Here is a 20434-nt window from a genome sequence, read left to right on the forward strand (position 1 = left end):
TTCTTCGCGGTGCCGGTCGGCGTTACGACTCGGCGAACCTCTGACGCTCGGCATCGATGTCGCGCAGGCGCATCCGCAACGCACGGCCACCGTCGGAATCGGCCGGCACCCGCTGCACGGCGCCGAGGAGCTCCTGCTTGTCACGCTCGAGCTGACGCAGGACGAGTCGTCGGGCGAGGTCGGCGACAGTGGCGACGGCGCGCTCCTCGTCGCGAGCGGGGAAAGGCGTCATCAGCAGCTCACCCGCCAGCGAACGGTAAGGCTCGCGGACGCTGTTGACAGCCTCCGTCACCCAGCCGGCCCTGGTGCGGTCGGGTGCTGACGCCACGGCTTCGCGCACGGCGTCGAGACCGGGGGTGCGGAACGGCATGCCCAGCGCTCGGCTCAGGAGTGCCTGATCGACCTGATGCCCGTACTGCAGAGCGCCCATCAGCGCGTCACGCTCGACCGCGACATCGGGGGTGCGTGGAAGGCTCGCGAGGGTGACCGGTGCCACGACCGACGCACCGGTGGCGGGATCGACCTGCGGAACTTCGCGACGCGGATGCTGCGGCGTGGAACCGCCGCGTGCCGCCCGCTCGACCTCGCTGCGCACCTCCGTCGGATCCATCCCGAGTCGCCGTGCCAGGACACGCTCGTAACCCGGACGAAGAAGCTGATCGCGGATCTCGGCCACGATCGGCGCCGCAGCCCTCAGCGCACCGACGCGCCCCTCGACGGTTGCGAGGTCGAAACCGCCCAGCTTGCGATCGATCGCGAACTCGAACATCGGCTGCTTGGTGTCCATCAGACCCCGCACGGCCGCATCGCCGCGCTGGAGGCGCAGATCGCACGGGTCGAGCCCGTCGGGCGCCACCGCCACGAACGTCTGCGCGTTGAACCGATCGTCTTCCGTAAACGCTCGCAGCGCGGCCTTCTGGCCGGCCTCGTCGCCGTCGAAGGTGAAGACGACTTCGCCCGACGCGTTGTCATCACCCATCACACGCCGCAGCACCTTGATGTGGTCGGTGCCGAAGGCCGTGCCACACGTCGCGATGGCGGTGGTGAGGCCGGCGAGGTGACAGGCCATCACATCGGTGTACCCCTCGACCACGACGACTCGCCGGGGGTCGCCGCGTGCGATGTCGCGCTTGGCGAGGTCGAGCCCGTAGAGCACCTGAGCCTTCTTGTAGATCGGGGTCTCAGGGGTGTTCAGGTACTTCGGGCCGTTGTCGTCGTCGAAGAGCTTGCGCGCGCCGAAGCCGATCGTCTGCCCCGACACATCGCGGATCGGCCATACCAGGCGTCCGCGGAACCGGTCGTAGACGCCGCGCTGTCCGGTGGAGACCAGTCCGGCGTTGCTCAGCTCTTCGCGTGTGAAGCCTTGCGCGGTGAGCGCCTTGAGCATGCCGTCCCAGCCGCGCGGCGCGAAGCCGACACCGAAATGCGCGGCGGCTCCGGCATCGAAGCCGCGCTCCCCGAGAAACCGGCGGCCGGCCTCGGCATCCGGGGTCAGCAGCTGCGCGCGGAAGAACTCCGCGGCCGCGGTGTTCGCGGCATAGAGACGACTGCGCCCACTGGTCTCGGGTGCCGCTCCCCCGTCTTCGTAGTGCAGCGTGTACCCGATGCGGCCAGCGAGACGCTCGACCGCCTCCGTGAAGCTGACATGGTCCATCTCCCGCAGGAACGAGTACACGTCACCCGACTCGCCGCAGCCGAAGCAGTGGTAGTACCCCACCTGCTGGCGCACGTGGAAACTCGGGCTCTTCTCGTCGTGGAACGGGCACAGCCCCTTGAGCGAACCCACGCCCGCCGACTTCAGCGCGACGCGCTCACCGACGATGTCGGCGATGTTCGTGCGCGCCTTGACCTCGTCGACATCGGCCTGCCGGATGCGTGGCATCAGTGTGCCCCTTCGGCGACGGGCCGCCTCTCGGCGTGCGCCCGAGCCCCGGGTCGGGCATGACGAGGAGTCCAGATACCGACCTCGGCAGGATCGATCTCTCCCACGAGCCGGTTGTGCCAGTCGATCGCGCTCTGGTCGGTGAGGCTCGCGATCTGATCGACGACCACCCTGGCACGCTCGGCATCGTTCTCCGCCGCGATGAAGTCGGCGGCGAACGCAGGCTCGAGCACGTCGGATCCGGCGGACCACAGAGCGTCGGTCGACCAGAGCGCCTCGGCGAGCCGCGTCAGAACACGCCGCTGCTCCTTGTACACGCCCTTGCGGGCCTCGATCGTGACGATGGCCTGACCCATGATGCCCTTGAGCACGGCGATCTCGACCTCGATCACCCGGGGCACGATCACGTGGGCGTTGTAGCGCACCAGGGCCGTGGTCCCGTAGGCCTCCTTGGTGGCGGCGACAGCGGCCTTGGCGAATCGGCCGATCAAGTCGCTCGTGAGGTTCTTGAGCCGGGCGAGCGCCTGCCGCGAGCGGTCGAAGGACGCCAGCCACATCGGCTGGGACGACAGGCGGTAAAGCGCATCCGCCAGCTCGTCGCGAGTGAAGTCGTATCCCACCCACTGCTGGATGCGGCCGAGGAGCGCGTCATGAGCGCTCGGATCGGCGAGCTGCGCCACGTCGACGTATCCGTTGACGATCGCGTCCTCGAAGTCGTGCACCGAGTACGCGATGTCGTCGGAGAGATCCATGATCTCGGCCTCGATGCAGCGCAGGCGTCCGGGGGCACCCTCGCGCATCCAGCGGAAGACGGCCTCGTCCTCGGGATACACGCCGAACTTGAGCCGCCCGCCGGGGTCGGGCACCGGGCTGTCGACCGTCCACGGGTACTTGCACGTCGCGTCCAGGCTGGCGCGGGTCAGGTTCAGTCCGACCGAGCGGTCATCGTCGTCGAGCACCTTGGCCTCGAGCCGGGAGAGGATGCGCAGCGACTGGGCGTTGCCCTCGAACCCGCCGATCGGAGCCGCCCACTCGTTGAGCGCGCGCTCGCCGTTGTGTCCGAACGGCGGGTGGCCCAGGTCATGGCTCAGGCAGGCGGTGTCGACCACATCGGCCGAGACGCCGAGAGCGACAGCGAGTTCCCGCCCGACCTGCGCGACCTCGAGCGAATGCGTGAGTCGGTTGCGGGCGAAGTCGGCTGTGCTGGCGGGGCTCAGCACCTGCGTCTTCGCGGCGAGACGACGCAGGGCGGCGGAGTGCAGCACGCGGGCGCGGTCACGGGCGAAGTCGTTGCGCTCGGATCGATGGGTCTCGGCGAAGAAGCGCTCGGCGTCGCGTGCGTCGTAGCCGTCGGCACGCAGGCCGACCTGAGGATCAACCGCCACTGTTCTCGATCTCCGCTCCGCGCATCATCTCCGAGGCCGACGAGGCGAGCTCTCGCGACTCCAGCCACTTGTCCGGCAGTGCCGTGCGCTTCGGGTGACCGGAGCGTCCGCGCTGCCCCTCGGCATCCGCACCGGGATACGGGGCGGTGTGATCGAGGCGTCCGAGGAAGTCATCGATCTCGGCGAGGCTGGATGCGGTGGCGAGCCCGGTGCGGATGTCTCCGCCGACCGGGTATCCCTTGAAATACCAGGAGACGTGCTTGCGGATGTCGCGGCACCCGCGATCCTCGTCCTCGAAGAACTCCACCAACAACTCGGCATGCCGACGGAAGGCATCCGCGACGAACCCGAGGGTGGCATCGACCGTCTTGCCCTCGCCGCCGAATGCGGTGGCGAGCTCGCCGAACAGCCACGGCCGCCCGAGGCAGCCCCGTCCGACCACGACGCCGTCGCAGTCGGTCTGCGCCATCATGCGCACGGCATCGTCGGCGGACCAGATGTCGCCGTTGCCCAGCACGGGGATGCTCGTGACGGCCTGCTTCAGCTCGCCGATCGCGTTCCAGTCGGCGTGACCGGAGTAGAACTCGCCCGCGGTACGCGCGTGCAGGGCCACAGCAGCTGCACCGGCATCTTCCGCCGCACGCCCGGCGTCGAGGAAGGTCAGGTGATCCTTGTCGATTCCCTTGCGCATCTTGACCGTCAGCGGCACGTCACCCGCGGCCTTGACCGCCTGGTCGACGATGTCGGCGAACAGCTTGGACTTCCACGGCAGCGCTGCTCCCCCGCCGCGGCGGGTGACCTTCGGCACGGGGCACCCGAAGTTGAGGTCGATGTGGTCGGCGTGGTCTTCCGCGACGATGATGCGCACGGCTTCGGCGATCGTCTTCGGATCGACGCCGTAGAGCTGGATGGACCGCGGGGTCTCCGACTCGTGGTGTCGGATCAGCCGCATGGTCGTCTCGTTGCGCTCGACCAGGGCGCGCGAGGTGATCATCTCGCTCACGTAGAGCCCGGCGCCGTACTCGCGGCACAGGCGCCGGAAGGCGGTGTTGGTGATACCCGCCATGGGTGCGAGGACGACCGGCACGTCGAGGTCGATCGGGCCGATGCGAAGGGGGCGGGCGGGGGCGGTGGCGAGAGTCATGTCCTGTCCATTCTCCCAGACGCGGAGCCAGGAGGGATGCTGCGACCTAAGCTGTGAATATGACCGATTCCGCGCTCCGTTCGATCCCGTTCACCGATGCGAAGGGCGAGGAGAAGACGCTCGACGATCTCGGCGCCGACGTGGTGCTGGTGGTCAACGTGGCGTCCAAGTGCGGCCTCACCCCGCAGTACGAGCAGCTCGAGGAACTGCAGCGCCTCTACGGCGACCGCGGCTTCACCGTCGTCGGCTTCCCCTGCAACCAGTTCTTCGGTCAGGAGCCGGGCTCCGTGGACGAGATCCTCGAGTTCTGCTCGACGACCTACGGCGTCTCCTTCCCCGTCAACGACAAGGTCAAGGTGAACGGCAAGAACGCCTCGGACCTGTACAAGGCGCTCAAGGAGACCCCGGACTCGGGTGGCAAGGCCGGCCGTGTCGAGTGGAACTTCGAGAAGTTCCTCGTGCTGCCCGACGGTGACGTGCTGCGGTTCCGTCCGAAGCAGAAGCCGGACGCCCCCGAGATCGTCAGCGCGATCGAAGCAGCGCTGACCCGCTAGACCACAGCGCATCCCGCACGGTGTCCGCAGCCGTTCACCTCCGCGTCATCCGCGTCGTGCGCTGATCCGCCCGTGAACGCGGGTCTCGTTCACCCCATCGTCAGCCCGACGCCATCTGGCATCCCTAGTCTCACCGCGGCGAACATCGCCGAAGACGAAGGAGACCACGCATCACCGACCGCCTGCCGATCAGCCGACGCACCGTCCTCACCGCCGGAGCGCTCGGCGCTCTCGGTACCGCCCTGCCCCTCGGCACCGCCCAGGCCGCCGCGGCCTCCGACATCGCCCCGGCGGGCGCCGGATCCGGCCGAGGCCTGCGGTTCCGCGCCGACGGCACATTCAAGCTCGTCCAGTTCAACGACACCCAGGACGATGAGCTCACCGACCGCCGCACGGTCGAGCTGATGGAGAAGGTGCTCGACCAGGAGAAGCCCGACTTCGTGGTGATCAACGGCGACGTGATCACCGGCGGATGCGAGACCCGGCTCGCCGTCAAGCAGGCGATCAACAACGTCGTCACGCCGATGGAGTCCCGGCGGATCCCCTGGGCGGTCACCTACGGCAACCACGACGAGGACTCGCTCCCGCAGTCGGGCGTCGACGAGGCGGGGATGCTGAAGATCTATCGCTCGTACGAGTACAACGTGAACGCCGAGAGCACGCGGGGCGTGACCGGCACCAGCAACACGATCGTCTCGATCGGCTCGGCTGCCCGGAAGAACCGCGAGGCGTTCGCCCTGTGGCTGATGGACTCGGGGCGCTACGCCCCCGGCACCATCGACGGCCAGGACTTCGCCGGATACCCGACCTGGGACTGGCTGCGGATGGACCAGGTGGCCTGGTACCGCGAGCAGTCGCAGCAGCTCGAGCGGCGTCGCGGGCGCAAGGTGCCGGGGCTGATGTTCCTGCACATCGCCCTCTGGGAGCACCGCTTCATGTGGTGGGGCGGCGTCGACACCCGCACCGAGGCCGATGCCGCACGCGGCAGGGCACGACACGGAATCGTCGGAGAGCGCAACGAGGACGAATGCCCCGGCCCGTTCAACTCGGGGATGTTCAACGCGATCCTCGAGCGCGGCGACGTGAAGGGCGTGTTCGTCGGCCACGACCACATCAACGACTACGTGGGCGACTACTACGGCGTCATGCTCGGCTACGCCCCAGGAACCGGCTTCGGCGCGTACGGTCTCGACGGCGCCGAGCGCAACCGCATGCGCGGCGGACGGGTCTTCGAGCTCAAGGAAGCCGGTGACGAGGTGACGATCGCGACGCGCGTCGTGTACGCGCGCGAGCTCGGCATCGATCTCACCGCGAACGACCAGCCGATGCAGCCGCTGCCGCTGGGCCCGCGCCAGCAGCGGATCTGACGCTCAGACAGGAAGACGGCGGGAACCCGTTCGGGTTCCCCCCGTCTCCGTATGCGCGTTGCCGTCGATCTCAGGCCTCGACGGGTTCGTCCCGCTTGGCCCAGAGGTCGCGGATCACGTTCTCGAATGCCTCCGGCGGCTGCGCACCGCTGATGCCGTACTGGCCGTCGACCACGAAGAACGGCACGCCCTGGATGCCGTAGGCCCGCGCCTGCGCCTGATCCTGACGCACGGCCGGGAGGTACTGCTCGCTCTCGAGCGCCGCACGGGCGCGGTCGGCGTCGAGGCCCACCTCAGTCGCGAGGGCGACGAGGTCATCGATGCGCCCGACGTGCTTGCCCTCGGTGAAGTAGGCGGACATGAGCCGCTCCTCCATCTCGTGCTGCAGCCCCTCGGCCTTCGCGAAGTGCAGCAGCTCGTGCGCCTTCACGGTGTTGGTGTGCTGCAGGATGTCGAAGCGGTACTCGAGCCCCGCGTTCGCCGCGACACCGGTCACGTTCGATAGCATCTGCTCGACCTGCTCCCGCGGCATGCCCTTGTGCCCCGCGAGGAAGTCGATCTCGTCGCCGTCGAAGTCGACCGGGGTGTCGGGCGACAGCTCGAACGAGTGGAACGTGATGTTGACCTGCGGCGCGTCCTCATCGGCGGCGACCGCTTCGAGACCCTTCTCGAGGTTGCGCTTGCCGATGTAGCACCAGGGGCAGGCGATGTCGGACCAGATGTCGATGGAGATGGGTTCAGTCACACTTTCATCCAACCGCATGCGCCTATGAGCTATTCCGAGGCCCCTGCGCTTCCCGCACCTCACGATCGTCCGACTCCGGGATCCCCGCGAGACCGAGCGGTGGCTCCGGGCTCAGGCGGGAGCGTCCGGGGTGTCGATCGCCCCGCCGAAGCGACGGTCCCGAGACAGGTAGATGTCGATCGCGCGCCAGAGCTCCTCGCGCGAGAAGTCCGGCCACAGGGTGTCGAGGAAGACCATCTCGGCGTACGCCGACTCCCACAGCAGGAAGTTCGAGGTGCGCTGCTCCCCCGAGCTTCGTAGGAACAGGTCGACGTCGGGCATGTCCGGCACGTACAGGTTCCGGCGGATCATCTTCTCGGTGATGGCCTTCGGCTTCACCCGACCGGCGGCGACGTCCTCGGCGATGGCCCGCATCGCGTCGACGAGCTCGACCCTGCCGCCGTAGTTGACGCACATCGTGAGGGTGAGCACGTCGTTGCCGCGGGTGAGCTGCTCCGCGTGCTGCAGCTCTTTGATGACGCTGCCCCAGAGACGGGGCTTGCGGCCGGCCCAGCGGATGCGCACCCCCCATTCGTTGAGCTGGTCGCGGCGGCGGTGCAGCACATCGCGGTTGTAACCCATGAGGAAGCGCACCTCCTCGGGAGAGCGCGCCCAGTTCTCGGTCGAGAAGGCGTACACGGAGAGATGCTTCACACCGGCCTGGATGGCACCGGCGACGACGTCGAGCAGCACCTCCTCGCCCGCTTTGTGCCCTTCGATCCGGTTGAGCCCCCGACGGTTGGCCCAGCGCCCGTTGCCGTCCATCACGATCGCGACGTGCTCGGGCACGGCCCGGAACGCCGGCGGGTGCACGCCCGTCCAATCCAGTGGGCGGTATGGCACCGCATCCTTGTGCGTGTAGGGCTTCGGGCTCATCGTGGTCCTTCCGACGAGATGTCCGACACATGGGCGAGCGAGCGGATGCCGCGCTCCAGGTGCCATTGGGCGTAGGCGGAGACGAGTCCGGACGCGGCTGCGGTGTCGGCGTGCGGGGACGCGTCGATGACGTCCCACTCACCCGAGATCAAGGCGCGGAGCAGGGTCAACGTCTGCTCGGCGACGCGCGGGCTGCCGGCCGGGGCGCAGTTCGTGCACACCAGTCCGCCCAGCTGCGCGACGAACCGGGAGTGCGGGCCCGGCGTGCCACAGCGCGCGCATTCATCGAGGGAGGGCGCCCATCCGGAGAGGGACATGACCCGCAGGAGATAGGAGTCCAGGATGCTGCGCGCGACGTGCTCTCCGCGCGACAGAGCCCTCAGCCCGCCCACGAGGAGCAGGTACTGATCGGGGGTGGCCTCGGCGTCGCTCAGCCGGTCGGCCGTCTCCACCATCGCGTTCGCCGCGGTGAACCGGTCGTAGTGCGCCGCGATGTCCGTGCCGTAGGAGCCGAGCGATTCCGCCTGCTGCACGATGTCGAGCGAGCGCCCCTGATACAGCTGCACGTCGGCGACCATGAACGGCTCGAGCCTGGCGCCGAACTTCGACGACGTGCGGCGCACCCCCTTCGCGACAGCGCGGACCTTGCCGTGGCGCCGCGAGAGCATGGTGACGATGCGATCCGCCTCACCGAGCTTGTGAGTGCGCAGGATCACCGCTTCGTCTCGGTAGGTGGGCACCCCTCGATTATCCTCCGTACGGGAGAATGGTCGGGTGACCGAACCGCTCTTCACCATTCCGCTGTGGGCGGACCTGCTCGGCGTCGGCCTGGGCGGGGTCCAGGGCGCGATGTTCGCATCGGGGTTTCAAGGTCAGCGACGCCTCGACTGGCTCGGCGTCGCGATCATCGGCATCATGATCGGGATGGGCGGCGGTCTCATCCGCGACATCCTGCTCGGGCAGACGCCGGCCACCCTGCAGAACCAGTGGTATCTCGTCACGGCGGCGGGGGCGGCACTCCTCGGCATGCTCCTCGCGGGTCTGTTCACCCGCCTGAACACCGCGATCGTCGTCCTCGATGCGGTGGTCATCGGGATGTTCGGTGCGTTCGGCACCAGCAAGGCCCTGGCCTTCGGCATCCCCGAGGTGCCCGCGGTGTTCATCGGGGTCTGCGCGGCCGTCGGCGGCAGCGTTCTCCGCGACATGCTGATGGGGCTGCCGACCGCGATCATGCACGTCGGCTCCCTCTATGCCGTCGCGGCCGGTGCCGGGTGCACGTTCATCGTCATCGCCGTGGCGCTGGGCATGCCCATCACGATCGCCGCGGTCGTCGGCATCGCCGTGACGACCGTGATCCGCATCCTCGCCGTCACGTTCGACGTCTCCCTCCCGGAGCAGCGCCGCATCTATCGACGCAAGGTCGCCGCCGAGACGGGCGCCATCGCGATCGTCAAGCCCCGCGCCGACAGCTGAGCCTCGGGATCAGGACCCGGCCCGCTCCTCGATGAGGATGCGGAGGCCGTCGAGCACCCGGGCCAGGCCGAACTCCCACGCGGCATCGGCGTCGTAGGCGGCGCCCAGGGATTCGCCCGCGGCCCGACCGACGGACTGCGCGAGCGGGTGCTCCTCCCCGAGGTGGGTCGACAGACGCGGTCCCGCCTCCGCCCAGAAAGCGCCGAGCTGCTCCTTCTCGGAGTTCTCCCGCATCCGGCTCGCCGCGGCCCGCACGAAGTCCAGGACGAACGACAGGGCGGCGTCGCGTTGCACGTCCCCCAGCCCGGTCTCATCGAACGCGTGCAGCTCGCGGTCGTACTTCGCGATCGTGCCGGGTCCGAGCGCGGCACGCTGGTCTGCGATGTCGACCAACCAGGTGTGCCCGCGCAACAGGTCGAGGTTGTCCTCGGCCACGGCGCGCACGTGATCGGACCATCCGGCTCCCGCGACCGACCGCACGATCATCCGTGCGTTCATCTGATCGACCATCAGCACCAGCAGGTCATCGCGGCTGTTGACATGCGTGTAGATCGACATAGGCGGGAGCTCGAGCGACTGCGCGAGGGCGCGGATCGTCACGGTGGCCAGGCCTCCGCGATCGGCGAGCTCGATCGCGCGCGAGACGACCTCCGCCGTCGAATGCCGCGCCCGGGGTCCGCGCCGCCCGCCGGCGGCAGCCGAGTCATCCCGCCAGAGGAGATCCACCAGATTCTTGGCCATATCGGAATAATCCTCTCACGCGGCGACTTAACCATGTACGTTGTACGTAGTTTAGACAGGAGACACCGTGAACATCACCCAGACCGCCATCTCGCTCAACGTCCCCGACGTCGCCGCCTCGGCGTCTTTCGCGAAGACCCACTTCGGATTCGAGGAGGCCATGTCCGCCGAGGGCTTCGTCTCCCTGCAGCATCCTGACGCGCCCAACCTCATCTTCCTGCAGACCGGGCTGCAGACGTTCCGGCCTCAGGAGATCGCCGGCTCGGCAGGGCAGGGCACACTGCTCGTGTTCGTCGTCGCGGACATCGATGCGGAGTTCGCCCGCATCGCGACGAGCGCACGCGTCATCACTCCGCCGGAGACCGAGCCATGGGGTGAGCGCTACTGCCAGTTCGCCGACCCGAACGGCCTCGTCTGGCAGCTCGTCCAGTGGGTCTGAGCAGGTGACGACGAACGCCCCCTCGGTCGTCACCGAGGGGGCGTTCGTGTGAGGGCCGTCAGACTGCCGCGAGCTCCGGCTGACGCGTGCGGATCGAGCGGTTGACGCCCGAGACGATCGCCTTGAGGGATGCCGTCGAGATGTCACCGTCGATGCCGACGCCCCACAGCCGCTGGTCGCCGACCTGCAGCTCGACGTACGCGGCCGCCTGCGCGTCTCCGCCGGCGCTGAGAGCGTGCTCGACGTAGTCGTACACCGTGATGTCGAAGCCCTGACCGCGCAGCACCTCGACGAACGCCGCCACCGGGCCGTTGCCGTTGCCCGACACCGAGACCTGCTGGTCGTCGTCGCGCAGCACCACGTCGAGCACCACGTCACCGGACATGTCGCTGCGGGTCTGGGTCGCGAGCAGCTCGAACCGCCCCCACTTGGCCGCAGAGTCGTCGGCGGGCAGGTACTCGTCGTTGAAGATCGACCAGATCTGGTCGGACGTCACCTCGCCGCCCTCGGCATCCGTCTTGGCCTGCACGACACCGGAGAACTCGATCTGCAGCTTGCGCGGAAGATCGATCGCGTGATCCGACTTCAGCAGGTACGCGACGCCGCCCTTGCCGGACTGCGAATTGACGCGGATGACCGCCTCGTACGAGCGACCCAGATCCTTCGGGTCGACGGGCAGGTACGGGACCGCCCACTCGATCTCGTCGACCGTGACGCCCTCGGCGCTCGCCCGGGCCTCCATCGCCTCGAAGCCCTTCTTGATCGCATCCTGGTGCGATCCGCTGAACGCGGTGAAGACGAGGTCGCCGGCCCACGGGCTGCGCTCGGGCACGGGCAGCTGGTTGCAGTACTCGACCGTGCGCTTGACCTGGTCGATGTCACTGAAGTCGATCTGCGGATCGATGCCCTGGGTGAACAGGTTGATGCCGAGCGCGACGATGTCGACGTTGCCCGTGCGCTCGCCGTTGCCGAATAGGCAGCCCTCGATGCGGTCGGCGCCCGCCATGTAGCCGAGCTCGGCGGCGGCGATGGCGGTGCCGCGGTCGTTGTGCGGGTGCAGCGAGAGGATGATGTTCTCGCGATGGTTCAGGTGACGGCTCATCCACTCGATCGAGTCGGCGTAGACGTTCGGCGAAGCCATCTCGACCGTGGCCGGCAGGTTGATGATCACCTTGCGGTCAGGGGTCGGCTCGAAGACCTCGATCACCTGGTTGCAGATGTCGACGGCGAACTCGAGCTCGGTGCCGGTGTAGCTCTCGGGCGAGTACTCGTAGTAGACCTTCGTGTCCGGGATCGTCTTCTCGAACTTGCGGCACAGGCGCGCACCCTCGAGTGCGATGTCGATGATGCCCTGCTTGTCGGTGCGGAACACGACCTCGCGCTGCAGCACGCTCGTGGAGTTGTAGAGATGGACGATGGCCTGCTTGGCGCCGGCGATCGACTCATAGGTGCGCTCGATCAGGTGCTCGCGCGCCTGGGTCAGCACCTGGATGGTGACATCGTCGGGAATCAGGTTCTCTTCGATGAGCTGGCGCACGAAGTCGAAGTCCGTCTGGCTCGCCGATGGGAAGCCGACCTCGATCTCCTTGTAGCCCATGCTGACGAGCAGCTCGAACATGACCCGCTTGCGCTCGGGCGACATGGGGTCGATGAGAGCCTGGTTGCCGTCGCGGAGGTCGACGGCGCACCACCGCGGCGCCTCGGTGATGCGGGCGTCGGGCCAGGTGCGGTCAGGCAGGTGGACGGAGATCTGCTCGTGGAACGGCCGGTACTTGTGGATCGGCATCGCGGACGGGCGCTGAGTGTTCTGCATGATGGGGCTTCTTCTCTTCGTCAAGATGAACGGGCCAACACAAGCGCCGCGACGAGGAAGGCCCTAGCTTTAGGACTCGTCGCGGCAGCTAAGAAGAAGCAGACCGCCGAAAGGCATGTGGTCATGCTAGCAGGCATGTGCGGACGGTTTCGACGTGTCTGAGACGATCGGGCGCTCGGAGACACTCCCCCGTATGAGCACATCGCAGCGTCGCCTGATCCTCGCCGTGGCATCCGCCGTCGGACTCCTCACGTTGAGTGCCTGCACGGCGGGACCCGGCAGCTCGGCGGCCCCGACGAGCACGACCGTCCCGTCGGACCAGCGCCTCGAGGACGCGCTTCCCGAGCCGCCGGAGGGGCGCGTCATCGGGGTGGGCACCGTGCTGGATGACGCGGGCGACGTCGCGCTGTGCACGGGGGCGGTCATGGAGTCCTACCCACCGCAGTGCTCCGGCGTGCCGCTGGACGAGTGGACCTGGGACGGTGTGGATGGCAGCGAGACCAGCGGTGACACGACGTGGGGCGAATACGCCGTCTACGCCACGTACGACGGCGAGCGGCTCACCCGGACCGACCCGCCGATCATGCTCGCGCTGTACGACACGGTCGCTCCCGAGGATCCGACGGGCGGCGTCGAAGGCTCGACGCCGGAGGACGAGCTGACCAGGGTCCAGGACGACATCTCCGCCCGCCTCGGGGCGGATGCACTCACCGTCTGGAGCGAGCGTGGATACGTCTGGCTGCAGGTCATCTGGGACGACGGCACGATCCAGGATGCGATGGATGCCGAGTACGGCGACGGTGTGGTGGTCGTGGAGTCGACCCTGCGCGAGATCGACTGACCTACGGGATCAGGGCGAGCTTGCCGCCGGGGTGGCCGGACGCCAGCAGTCGATGGGCGTCGCGTGCATCGGTGAGGGGGAACGTCCGGGCGACCGGCACCACGAGGTCGCCGTTCTGCGCGAGCGCGATCAGCTCGCTGCGCACCTCGTCGCGGAACCGGGCACTGGCGGGCATCGACCCGGCGATCGCAAGGATCCCCTCGGCCTCTGCGCGCCCCAGCGCGGCGATCGTGACGATGCGACGGCGATCGGCGACGAGGTCGAGGGACACGTCGACGGCCTCGTCGGTGCCGACGGCATCGAGCGCCGCGACGACCGGTCCGTCCGCGACCTCCCGGACCCGGTCGGCGAGCCCCGGACCGTAGCGGACGGGCTCTCCCCCGAACCGCCGTACCTCGTCGAACCGGTCGCTGCTCGCGGTGCCGATCACTCGGATGCCGCGGAGCCTGGCCTGTTGCAGCACGCTCACGCCGACCGCCCCCGAGGCGCCGTGGAGGATGACGGTCTCCCCCGGCGCTGCCCCGGTGACCGCCAGCATCTCGGCCGCAGTGGTGCCGACGAGAAGCAGGTTCGCCGCCTCCGGGTGCGTGAGCGTGGACGGCTTCGCGAAGACCTTCTCCGCCGGGACCGTGACCTCTGTCGCGTAGCCACCGCGCACCCGGAACGCGACGACTTCGCCTCCGATCGCCGCGGAACCGGAGCCGATCCGGGTGTCCGGGCCGACCGCGCTGAGCACACCGGACACCTCGTACCCGATCGGCACAGGGAACTCGAGGCCGGGGCGGCGGGACGCGACATGCTTCGCGTCCGCAGGATTCACGCCGGCCGCGTACACCCGGATCGTGACCTCACCGCGCCCGGGTGCCGACAGGCGCTCCTCGACGAACTCCCACGAATCCGGCGGGCCCGGCGCGGTCGCCACCCAGTGCTTCGCCAGCGGCAGTTCTCCCGACGACATCGACGGCGACACCGCTCAGAGGAGGCAGCGCAGGTTGGTGACCGTGCCGGAGACGTTGCTCCAGCTCCCGGCGGGCACGGTCTTCAGGACGGTCGAGCCATTGCGCACCTGCACGTATCCGATGCTGCGCGCGTTGGCAGCGGACTTGACCGAGAAACTCGACGGGATCGTGTGCACGGCGCAGGTGCCGAACGTGAGAGCCGCTCCACCGAGCGACGTGCTGTTGTAGGCGCAGATCCTGCCGGTGGTGCAGCTGCCCACCGACCACGCTGCCATCCCCGACGAGGCGGGGACGGTGAGTTCCATGCCAAGCTTGGGCCATACCGCGTGCCGCCCGTCGATGAGGATCCCGCCCGGCACCTCATCGAGTACCGCCGCGACCAGGGGATCGACCTCGCGCTCGTCCTCAACGGCGGCCGTGGCGGGGACTGCCCCGAGCGTCATGACCATCCCGAGCACGGCGACCGCCAGCAGCGAGCTGCGTCTCATCGCACGGTCTCCTCATCGAGATCCCACATCTGATACGAGATGATCGCGCCTGCGGGGAACACGTCATCGTCCTTCAACACCGTGCGCTCGACGCCCACGATCCGCCCGGTATCGCGCGACACCAGGACGAGGTCGCTCACGGCGCCGTCCGGGGACTGGGCCCGGACACCGGTCACCGCACGCCCCAGTCGGTCGGTCGTGTTCCCGAGAGCCTCACCGCCCCCGGCCTCCTCGAGCAGGAGAAGCAGCTCTTGGTGCTGGGCGTCGGTCAGGGTCCACTGATCGAGGACCGACGTGAGCGCCAGTCCGACGTCGTACGCGGTGGGATCCGCCGGCATCCCGAACGCCTCGAGCATCGCCACCATGTCGTCACGTGTCTCGCCGGGCACCGTCGTCCAAGGAGTGTCGAAATCCCCCGGCTCCATCACCAGATCGGTGACGACCTCGCCGCTGCTCGAGACCTCGGCGGCATTGCTGGCGACCGCGTCGGAAGGGTCATACGGCACTCCCGCGACGATGGTCATTCGCCCGGAGCCGTCCGGTTCCCACACGAGGGTCGAGAGCTGCGGCACGACTGTCGTGGTCTTCGCGTCGACATCGACCTGGAAGCCCCAGGAGGCAGTCCTGACGGTTCGCATCGGCGCCGTCGGCCCCGGGGTCTCGGCGAGAGCTGTCTCCGCGTCGTCGACAATCTGAGCGACAGTGCTCGATCCACTGAATTCGAGCGGTGCGGGGGTGCCCGCGACGGCGGCGCCCTGCGGAGAGAGCACCCCGATCACCAAAGCGGTGGAGGCGGCGACGGCCGTGAGCCCGCCGGCCCAGCCGAGTGTCTGCGCCCGCCGGCGCTTCGGTGCCACGTCGTTTCGGAGGATGCGGTCGCGGGTCGCGAGAGCACGGGCATCGGGTGGCGCATCACGGGAGGTCGGCGCAGGGTCGGCTTCGATCAGCATCCGCTCGAGCACGGCGTTGTCAGTCATCACCCGTTATCAGCCCCTCCAGGCCCAGCTCATCGCGCAGACGGTTCTGCGCGATGCCCAGCGTCTTGCGTACCCGGAACTCAGAAGCGCGCAACAACTCCGCGATCTCCCCCACCGCGAGTCCATCCCAGTACGTGAGCATGATGATACGCCGTTGGACCGGAGTGAGGACACCCAAAGCACGAACGACCTCCGAGCGACCTGCCGGTCCCGGCTGTTCGTCGGCGTCGGTCACTCCACCGTGAACGGCGTCGACGGCGCAGTTCGGCGTCGAAGAACGACGCGAGCGAGAGCGCAGACGTCGATCAGCGGCGCGGAGCAGCCAGACGCGACCGGGTGGTCGCGCCGGTCGCAATCGCGACCAGGCGTGCAGGAACACCTCGGAGACGATCTCGGTGACTTCCTCCTCGTCGCCGACGACGCCCTCGACGTGGTGCCGGACCGCCGCCCAGTGAGCGTCGAAGACTCGTGTGAAGACCTCGTTCCGCAGCGGATTCGGGTCATCGCTGCGGAAGCTCATGTCTGCGGGGTCGGCGGCCTTCCCGCCGCCATCGACGTGTGACCGGGCCTCATCTCAGAAGCCGAGCCGGCCGAGCTGCTTCGGGTCGCGCTGCCATTCCTTCGCGACCTTGACATGCAGCCCGAGGAACACACGGGTGCCGAGCAGCGCCTCGATGCCGACGCGGGCACGCGCGCCGACCTCGCTGAGCCGCTTGCCCTTGTGCCCAATGATGATCGCCTTCTGGCTGTCGCGCTCGACGACGATCGACGCGTGCACGTCGGTGAGATCGGTGCCCTCACGCGGCGCGATGTCGTCGATCACGACCGCGATCGAGTGCGGGAGCTCGTCGCGGACCCCTTCGAGAGCCGCCTCGCGGATCATCTCGGCGATGCGGTCCTCCTGCGACTCGTCGGTCGTGATCCCCTCCGGATACAGGGCGGGGCCCTTCGGCATCAGCAGCAGGATCTCGTCGGACAGGACGTCGAGCTGATCCCGCGTCAGTGCGGACAGCGGGATCACCGCGGACCAGTCCTCGCGCAGCGCATCGACCTCCAGCAGACGCTCGGTGATCTCGTCGCGGGCCGCGACATCGGTCTTCGTCACGATCGCGATCTTCTTGGCGCGCGGATAGCCGTCGAGCGACGCGGCGATACGGCGATCGCCCGGTCCGACCTTCTCGTTCGCCGGTACGCAGAACCCGATCACGTCGACGTCGCCGAGCACCTGCTCCACCAGGTCGTTCAGCCGCTCGCCGAGCAGTGTCCTCGGCTTGTGGATGCCCGGCGTGTCGACGATGACGAGCTGCCCCTCGGGGCGATTCACGATGCCGCGGATGGCGCGACGGGTGGTCTGCGGCTTCTCACTGGTGATGGCGATCTTCTCGCCGACGAGCGCGTTCGTCAGCGTCGACTTTCCGACGTTGGGGCGTCCGACGAAGGTCACGAATCCGCTTCGGGTGTCGTCAGTCATCGTGTCGATCTCCTTCATCCTGCGAAGCGTCAGGGTCTCCTGCCGCACGTTCCACGAACACCGTCGCGATCCCGCGACCACGGCCGCGAGAGGCTCCTCCGGTGAGGACCAGGCCCTCCACCGTCGCCGTCGCCCCGGGTTGCGGAACCTGTCCCAGCGCTTTGCCGAGCAGACCGCCGATCGAGTCGACGTCCTCGTCCTCGAGCTCGAGGCCGAAGAGGTCGCCCACGTCCTCCAGGGAGAGACGGGCACTCACGCGGTAACGTCCGTGACCGAGATCGACGAACTCTGCGGATACCTGATCGTACTCGTCGGAGATCTCGCCGACGAGCTCCTCGATCAGATCCTCGAGCGTCACGAGGCCCGAGATGCCGCCGTGCTCGTCGATCACCAGGCATACGTGCACGGCGTCGCGCTTCATCTGCTGCAGCAGCGTCTCGGCCCGCATCGACTCCGGCACGAAGGTCGCCGGTCGCGCGATCGGCCGGATGGACGCGGCGCGCCAGGCACTGTCGTCGCGATACGCGAACTGCACGAGGTCCTTGAGGTAGAGCACGCCGACGACGTCATCGGCGTCATCGTCCACGACGGGCATCCGGGAGACGCCGCGGTTCAGGAACAGCGACATCGCCTCGTCCGTGGTCGCGGTGGCATCGACGGTCACCATCTCGGTGCGCGGCACCATGACGGCGCGGACGAACTGGTCGGTGAAGTCGAACACCGAGTGGATGAGGTCTCGGTCGTCCTCCTCGATGAGGTCGTTCGATGCCGCCTCATCGACCATGCTGAGCAGCTGGTCCTCGCTGGCGAAGGAGCTGCGGCCCGTGCCGGGCGTGACCCTGTTGCCCAGCACGACGAGCGCCTGGGCGAGCGGTCCGAGGAAGATGCGGAGTCCGCGGACGATAGAGGCGGTGCCGCGGATCATGCCCTCCGCGTGCTGACGACCGAAAGACCGAGGGCTCGCGCCGACGAGCACGAACGTGATCGCCGTCATCAGCAGCGCGGCGGCGAGCATCGCCCACCAGTTGTTGTCGATGAGCATCGTGAAAGCGACGGTCACCAGCACCGCAGCGGTCACCTCGGCGAGCACGCGGATGAACGCGACCGCGTTGACATGCGCGTCCAGGTCGGCGGCGATGCGCCCCAGCGCCTTGGCCCGGCGCCCCTCCGTCGCCATGTCCGCGAGATTCGCGCGGGAAGCGACGCCGTAGGCAGCATCGATCGCGGCCATGAGACCGCCGAACGCCACCAACAGGACGGCGGCGACGAGAAGGAGGGCGGCCGTCATCGGCGACGTTCAGCCGCGGCGAAGCCCTGGATCAGTTCCTTCTGCAGTCCGAACATCTCACGCTCCTCGTCGGGCTCGGCGTGATCGAATCCGAGAAGGTGGAGCAGACCATGGGTGGTGAGCAGGATCAGCTCATCCATCAGGGTGTGACGCGCGGCCTGAGCCTGCGCCTCGGCCACCTGCGGGCACAGCACGATGTCGCCCAGGAGTCCGGGAGCGGTGGGGCGGTCCTCCGTACCCGGACGCAACTCGTCCATGGGGAAGCTGAGCACGTCGGTGGGTCCGGGCTCGTCCATCCACTGCACGTGGAGGGCTTCCATGGCGCCCTCGTCGACGAGGACGATCGCGACCTCGGCATCCGGGCTGACGTGCAGCTGCGCCAGGTTATAGTCCGTGAGCCGCTGCAGCACGGTCTCGTCGACGTCGATGGCCGACTCGTTGTTGATCTCGATCATGAGAGTCCTCGTTTCGGCATGCGGTCGCGTGGTCCGGGGCGCTGCGCTCCCCTGCGGTCGGCGCGGTTGGCGAACTCCGCCGCCTGCTCGCGCTCGAATCGCTGTGCTGTTCGCTTCTCGTCGTACTCGCTGTATGCGTCGACGATGCGTCCGACCAGCGAGTGGCGGACGACGTCGTCGCTGGTCAGACGGGAGAAGTGGATGTCGTCGATGCCGTCGAGCACGCGCGTGACCAGACGGAGTCCGGAGGAGCCCTGCGGGAGGTCGACCTGGGTGATGTCACCCGTCACGACCATGCGCGTGCCGAAGCCGAGGCGTGTGAGGAACATCTTCATCTGCTCGGGCGTGGTGTTCTGCGCCTCGTCGAGCACCACGAACGAGTCGTTGAGCGTGCGCCCGCGCATGTAAGCGAGGGGCGCGACCTCGATGGTCCCCGTCGCCATGAGGCGCGGCACGATCTCGGGGTCCATCATCTCGTTGAGCGCGTCGTACAGCGGTCGGAGATACGGATCGATCTTGTCGGTCAGCGTCCCGGGAAGGAATCCGAGCCGCTCGCCCGCCTCGACGGCCGGACGGGTGAGGATGATGCGCGTGACCTCCTTGCGCTGCAGTGCCTGCACGGCCTTCGCCATCGCCAGGTAGGTCTTGCCGGTACCAGCGGGGCCGATACCGAAGACGATCGTGTTCTCCTCGATCGCGTCGACGTACTCCTTCTGCCCGAGGGTCTTCGGACGGATCACCTTGCCGCGCGTGGTCAGGATCGCCTCGCCCAGGACCTCGCTCGGCCGCGGACCGCCCTCCTGGCGCAGCATGCGGGCAGAGCTGGAGACGTCGCTCGGAGCCAGATCATGGCCGGCTCTCGTCATGGCGAGCAGTTCTTCGACGAGGGCCTTCGCCTTCGCGACCGCATCCGCGTCGCCGCCGAGGGTGATCTCGTTGCCGCGCACGAGCACCTGCACATCGCGGTGCTCCTTCTCGAGCATCCGCAGCAGCCGGTCCTGCGGTCCGAGCAGCTGCACCATGGCGACGCCGTCGGCGTAGATCTTCTCGACCGCCTCGGGCGGTCGACCGCCCAGACTGCGCTCCTGCGGTTCGTTGTTGTCAGGCACCGACACTCTTCTCGGTCAATCCCCCGGCCAGCACATGCGCGTGGACGTGGAAAACGGTCTGTCCGGCGTTCGCGCCGGTGTTGAAGACGAGACGGAAGTCGCCGTCTTCCGTGTGCTCGGCGGCCAGCTTCCCGGCGAACGCCACCATCTCGGCCAGCAGCGACGGATCCCCCGCGGCGAGTTCTGTGACGTCGCGGTACTCCGCGGTCTTCGGGACCACGAGGAGATGCACCGGCGCCTGCGGGGCGATGTCCCGCAGCGCGAACAGGCGATCGGTCTCGCCGAGGATCTCGGCCGGGATCTCCCCGTTCAGAATGCGCGTGAAGATCGAGGGTTCCGTCATGCCCTCAAGTCTACTGATCACCGCGCCCGTGGCGCCCTGGGGCCT

22 protein-coding genes are annotated in these 20434 nt (G+C 68.3%); 5 read left to right on the top strand and 17 right to left on the bottom strand.

What is annotated here, in order from left to right; genetic code table 11:
* Positions 1 to 22: 22 nt before the first annotated feature.
* The 3 genes from dnaG to dusB are packed head-to-tail and all read right to left on the bottom strand — an operon-like array spanning position 23 to position 4411.
* A complete protein-coding gene (gene dnaG, locus ACWGO6_RS11730) occupies positions 23 to 1882 on the bottom strand; it encodes a DNA primase (RefSeq protein WP_136042017.1) in 1860 nt (619 codons plus the stop codon).
* A complete protein-coding gene (locus ACWGO6_RS11735) occupies positions 1882 to 3267 on the bottom strand; it encodes a deoxyguanosinetriphosphate triphosphohydrolase (protein WP_376106418.1) in 1386 nt (461 codons plus the stop codon). Before ACWGO6_RS11735 ends, dnaG begins: the two co-directional genes overlap by 1 nt.
* A complete protein-coding gene (gene dusB, locus ACWGO6_RS11740) occupies positions 3257 to 4411 on the bottom strand; it encodes a tRNA dihydrouridine synthase DusB (RefSeq protein ID WP_376106421.1) in 1155 nt (384 codons plus the stop codon). Before dusB ends, ACWGO6_RS11735 begins: the two co-directional genes overlap by 11 nt.
* Before the next feature lie 59 nt (positions 4412 to 4470).
* Here dusB and ACWGO6_RS11745 point away from each other — a divergent pair, with 59 nt between their 5' ends.
* Together ACWGO6_RS11745 and ACWGO6_RS11750 are read left to right on the top strand one after the other, a co-directional pair.
* A complete protein-coding gene (locus tag ACWGO6_RS11745; RefSeq protein WP_452326801.1) occupies positions 4471 to 4965 on the top strand; it encodes a glutathione peroxidase in 495 nt (164 codons plus the stop codon).
* Between the two features lie 314 nt (positions 4966 to 5279).
* On the top strand, positions 5280 to 6332 hold the full coding sequence (locus ACWGO6_RS11750) for a metallophosphoesterase family protein (RefSeq protein ID WP_452326921.1): 1053 nt from the start codon (positions 5280 to 5282) through the stop codon (positions 6330 to 6332).
* A gap of 70 nt (positions 6333 to 6402) precedes the next feature.
* Here the strand turns inward: ACWGO6_RS11750 and ACWGO6_RS11755 are convergent, their stop codons facing one another.
* The 3 genes from ACWGO6_RS11755 to recO form a co-directional block, all read right to left on the bottom strand.
* A complete protein-coding gene (locus ACWGO6_RS11755; RefSeq protein WP_136042013.1) occupies positions 6403 to 7077 on the bottom strand; it encodes a DsbA family oxidoreductase in 675 nt (224 codons plus the stop codon).
* Between the two features lie 111 nt (positions 7078 to 7188).
* A complete protein-coding gene (locus tag ACWGO6_RS11760) occupies positions 7189 to 7992 on the bottom strand; it encodes an isoprenyl transferase (protein ID WP_136042012.1) in 804 nt (267 codons plus the stop codon).
* Complete coding sequence (gene recO / locus ACWGO6_RS11765; RefSeq protein ID WP_136042011.1) at positions 7989 to 8732, bottom strand: DNA repair protein RecO; 744 nt, start codon at positions 8730 to 8732, stop codon at positions 7989 to 7991. The genes ACWGO6_RS11760 and recO overlap by 4 nt, the downstream gene beginning before the upstream one ends.
* Before the next feature lie 34 nt (positions 8733 to 8766).
* Between recO and ACWGO6_RS11770 the strand changes: the two genes are divergently transcribed.
* Positions 8767 to 9465: a trimeric intracellular cation channel family protein gene (locus ACWGO6_RS11770; RefSeq protein ID WP_136042010.1), complete on the top strand. Its 699-nt coding sequence runs from the start codon at positions 8767 to 8769 to the stop codon at positions 9463 to 9465.
* A gap of 9 nt (positions 9466 to 9474) precedes the next feature.
* Here ACWGO6_RS11770 and ACWGO6_RS11775 read toward each other — a convergent pair whose 3' ends face one another.
* Entirely contained in the window at positions 9475 to 10206 is a 732-nt protein-coding gene (locus ACWGO6_RS11775; RefSeq protein ID WP_136042009.1) for a TetR/AcrR family transcriptional regulator C-terminal domain-containing protein, read from the bottom strand.
* 67 nt (positions 10207 to 10273) lie between these two features.
* Here ACWGO6_RS11775 and ACWGO6_RS11780 point away from each other — a divergent pair, with 67 nt between their 5' ends.
* A complete protein-coding gene (locus ACWGO6_RS11780; RefSeq protein WP_452326802.1) occupies positions 10274 to 10645 on the top strand; it encodes a VOC family protein in 372 nt (123 codons plus the stop codon).
* A gap of 58 nt (positions 10646 to 10703) precedes the next feature.
* Here the strand turns inward: ACWGO6_RS11780 and leuA are convergent, their stop codons facing one another.
* Positions 10704 to 12458 carry a 2-isopropylmalate synthase gene (gene leuA / locus ACWGO6_RS11785; RefSeq protein ID WP_136042007.1) on the bottom strand — a complete coding sequence of 585 codons (1755 nt, stop codon included), beginning with the start codon at positions 12456 to 12458 and terminating at the stop codon, positions 10704 to 10706.
* 193 nt (positions 12459 to 12651) lie between these two features.
* On the opposite strand from leuA, the gene ACWGO6_RS11790 reads away from it, so the two are divergent.
* Positions 12652 to 13299: a hypothetical protein gene (locus tag ACWGO6_RS11790; RefSeq protein WP_136042006.1), complete on the top strand. Its 648-nt coding sequence runs from the start codon at positions 12652 to 12654 to the stop codon at positions 13297 to 13299.
* A gap of 1 nt (position 13300) precedes the next feature.
* Here the strand turns inward: ACWGO6_RS11790 and ACWGO6_RS11795 are convergent, their stop codons facing one another.
* The 9 genes from ACWGO6_RS11795 to ACWGO6_RS11835 all read right to left on the bottom strand — a co-directional run bounded on the left by ACWGO6_RS11795 (position 13301) and on the right by ACWGO6_RS11835 (position 20389).
* Positions 13301 to 14257, bottom strand: coding sequence for a quinone oxidoreductase family protein (locus tag ACWGO6_RS11795; RefSeq protein ID WP_136042005.1), 957 nt, complete (start codon positions 14255 to 14257; stop codon positions 13301 to 13303).
* Positions 14258 to 14272: 15 nt separating this feature from the next.
* Positions 14273 to 14746: a hypothetical protein gene (locus ACWGO6_RS11800; protein ID WP_136042004.1), complete on the bottom strand. Its 474-nt coding sequence runs from the start codon at positions 14744 to 14746 to the stop codon at positions 14273 to 14275.
* Positions 14743 to 15723, bottom strand: a complete 981-nt coding sequence (locus ACWGO6_RS11805; protein WP_136042003.1) for a hypothetical protein — start codon at positions 15721 to 15723, stop codon at positions 14743 to 14745. Before ACWGO6_RS11805 ends, ACWGO6_RS11800 begins: the two co-directional genes overlap by 4 nt.
* A complete protein-coding gene (locus ACWGO6_RS11810) occupies positions 15716 to 16243 on the bottom strand; it encodes an RNA polymerase sigma factor (protein WP_452326803.1) in 528 nt (175 codons plus the stop codon). Before ACWGO6_RS11810 ends, ACWGO6_RS11805 begins: the two co-directional genes overlap by 8 nt.
* Positions 16244 to 16297: 54 nt before the next feature.
* On the bottom strand, positions 16298 to 17194 hold the full coding sequence (gene era / locus ACWGO6_RS11815) for a GTPase Era (RefSeq protein ID WP_168429529.1): 897 nt from the start codon (positions 17192 to 17194) through the stop codon (positions 16298 to 16300).
* Positions 17187 to 18482, bottom strand: coding sequence for a hemolysin family protein (locus ACWGO6_RS11820; RefSeq protein WP_136042000.1), 1296 nt, complete (start codon positions 18480 to 18482; stop codon positions 17187 to 17189). The genes era and ACWGO6_RS11820 overlap by 8 nt, the downstream gene beginning before the upstream one ends.
* The gene (gene ybeY / locus ACWGO6_RS11825) at positions 18479 to 18937 is read right to left on the bottom strand and encodes an rRNA maturation RNase YbeY (protein ID WP_029261717.1); all 459 of its coding nucleotides are present in this window, start codon (positions 18935 to 18937) and stop codon (positions 18479 to 18481) included. Before ybeY ends, ACWGO6_RS11820 begins: the two co-directional genes overlap by 4 nt.
* Positions 18934 to 19959: a PhoH family protein gene (locus ACWGO6_RS11830; RefSeq protein ID WP_240745075.1), complete on the bottom strand. Its 1026-nt coding sequence runs from the start codon at positions 19957 to 19959 to the stop codon at positions 18934 to 18936. The genes ybeY and ACWGO6_RS11830 overlap by 4 nt, the downstream gene beginning before the upstream one ends.
* A gap of 79 nt (positions 19960 to 20038) precedes the next feature.
* Complete coding sequence (locus ACWGO6_RS11835) at positions 20039 to 20389, bottom strand: HIT domain-containing protein (protein ID WP_136041999.1); 351 nt, start codon at positions 20387 to 20389, stop codon at positions 20039 to 20041.
* Between the last annotated feature and the right edge of the window lie 45 nt (positions 20390 to 20434).

This window comes from Microbacterium sp. NPDC055665, from assembly GCF_053618035.1.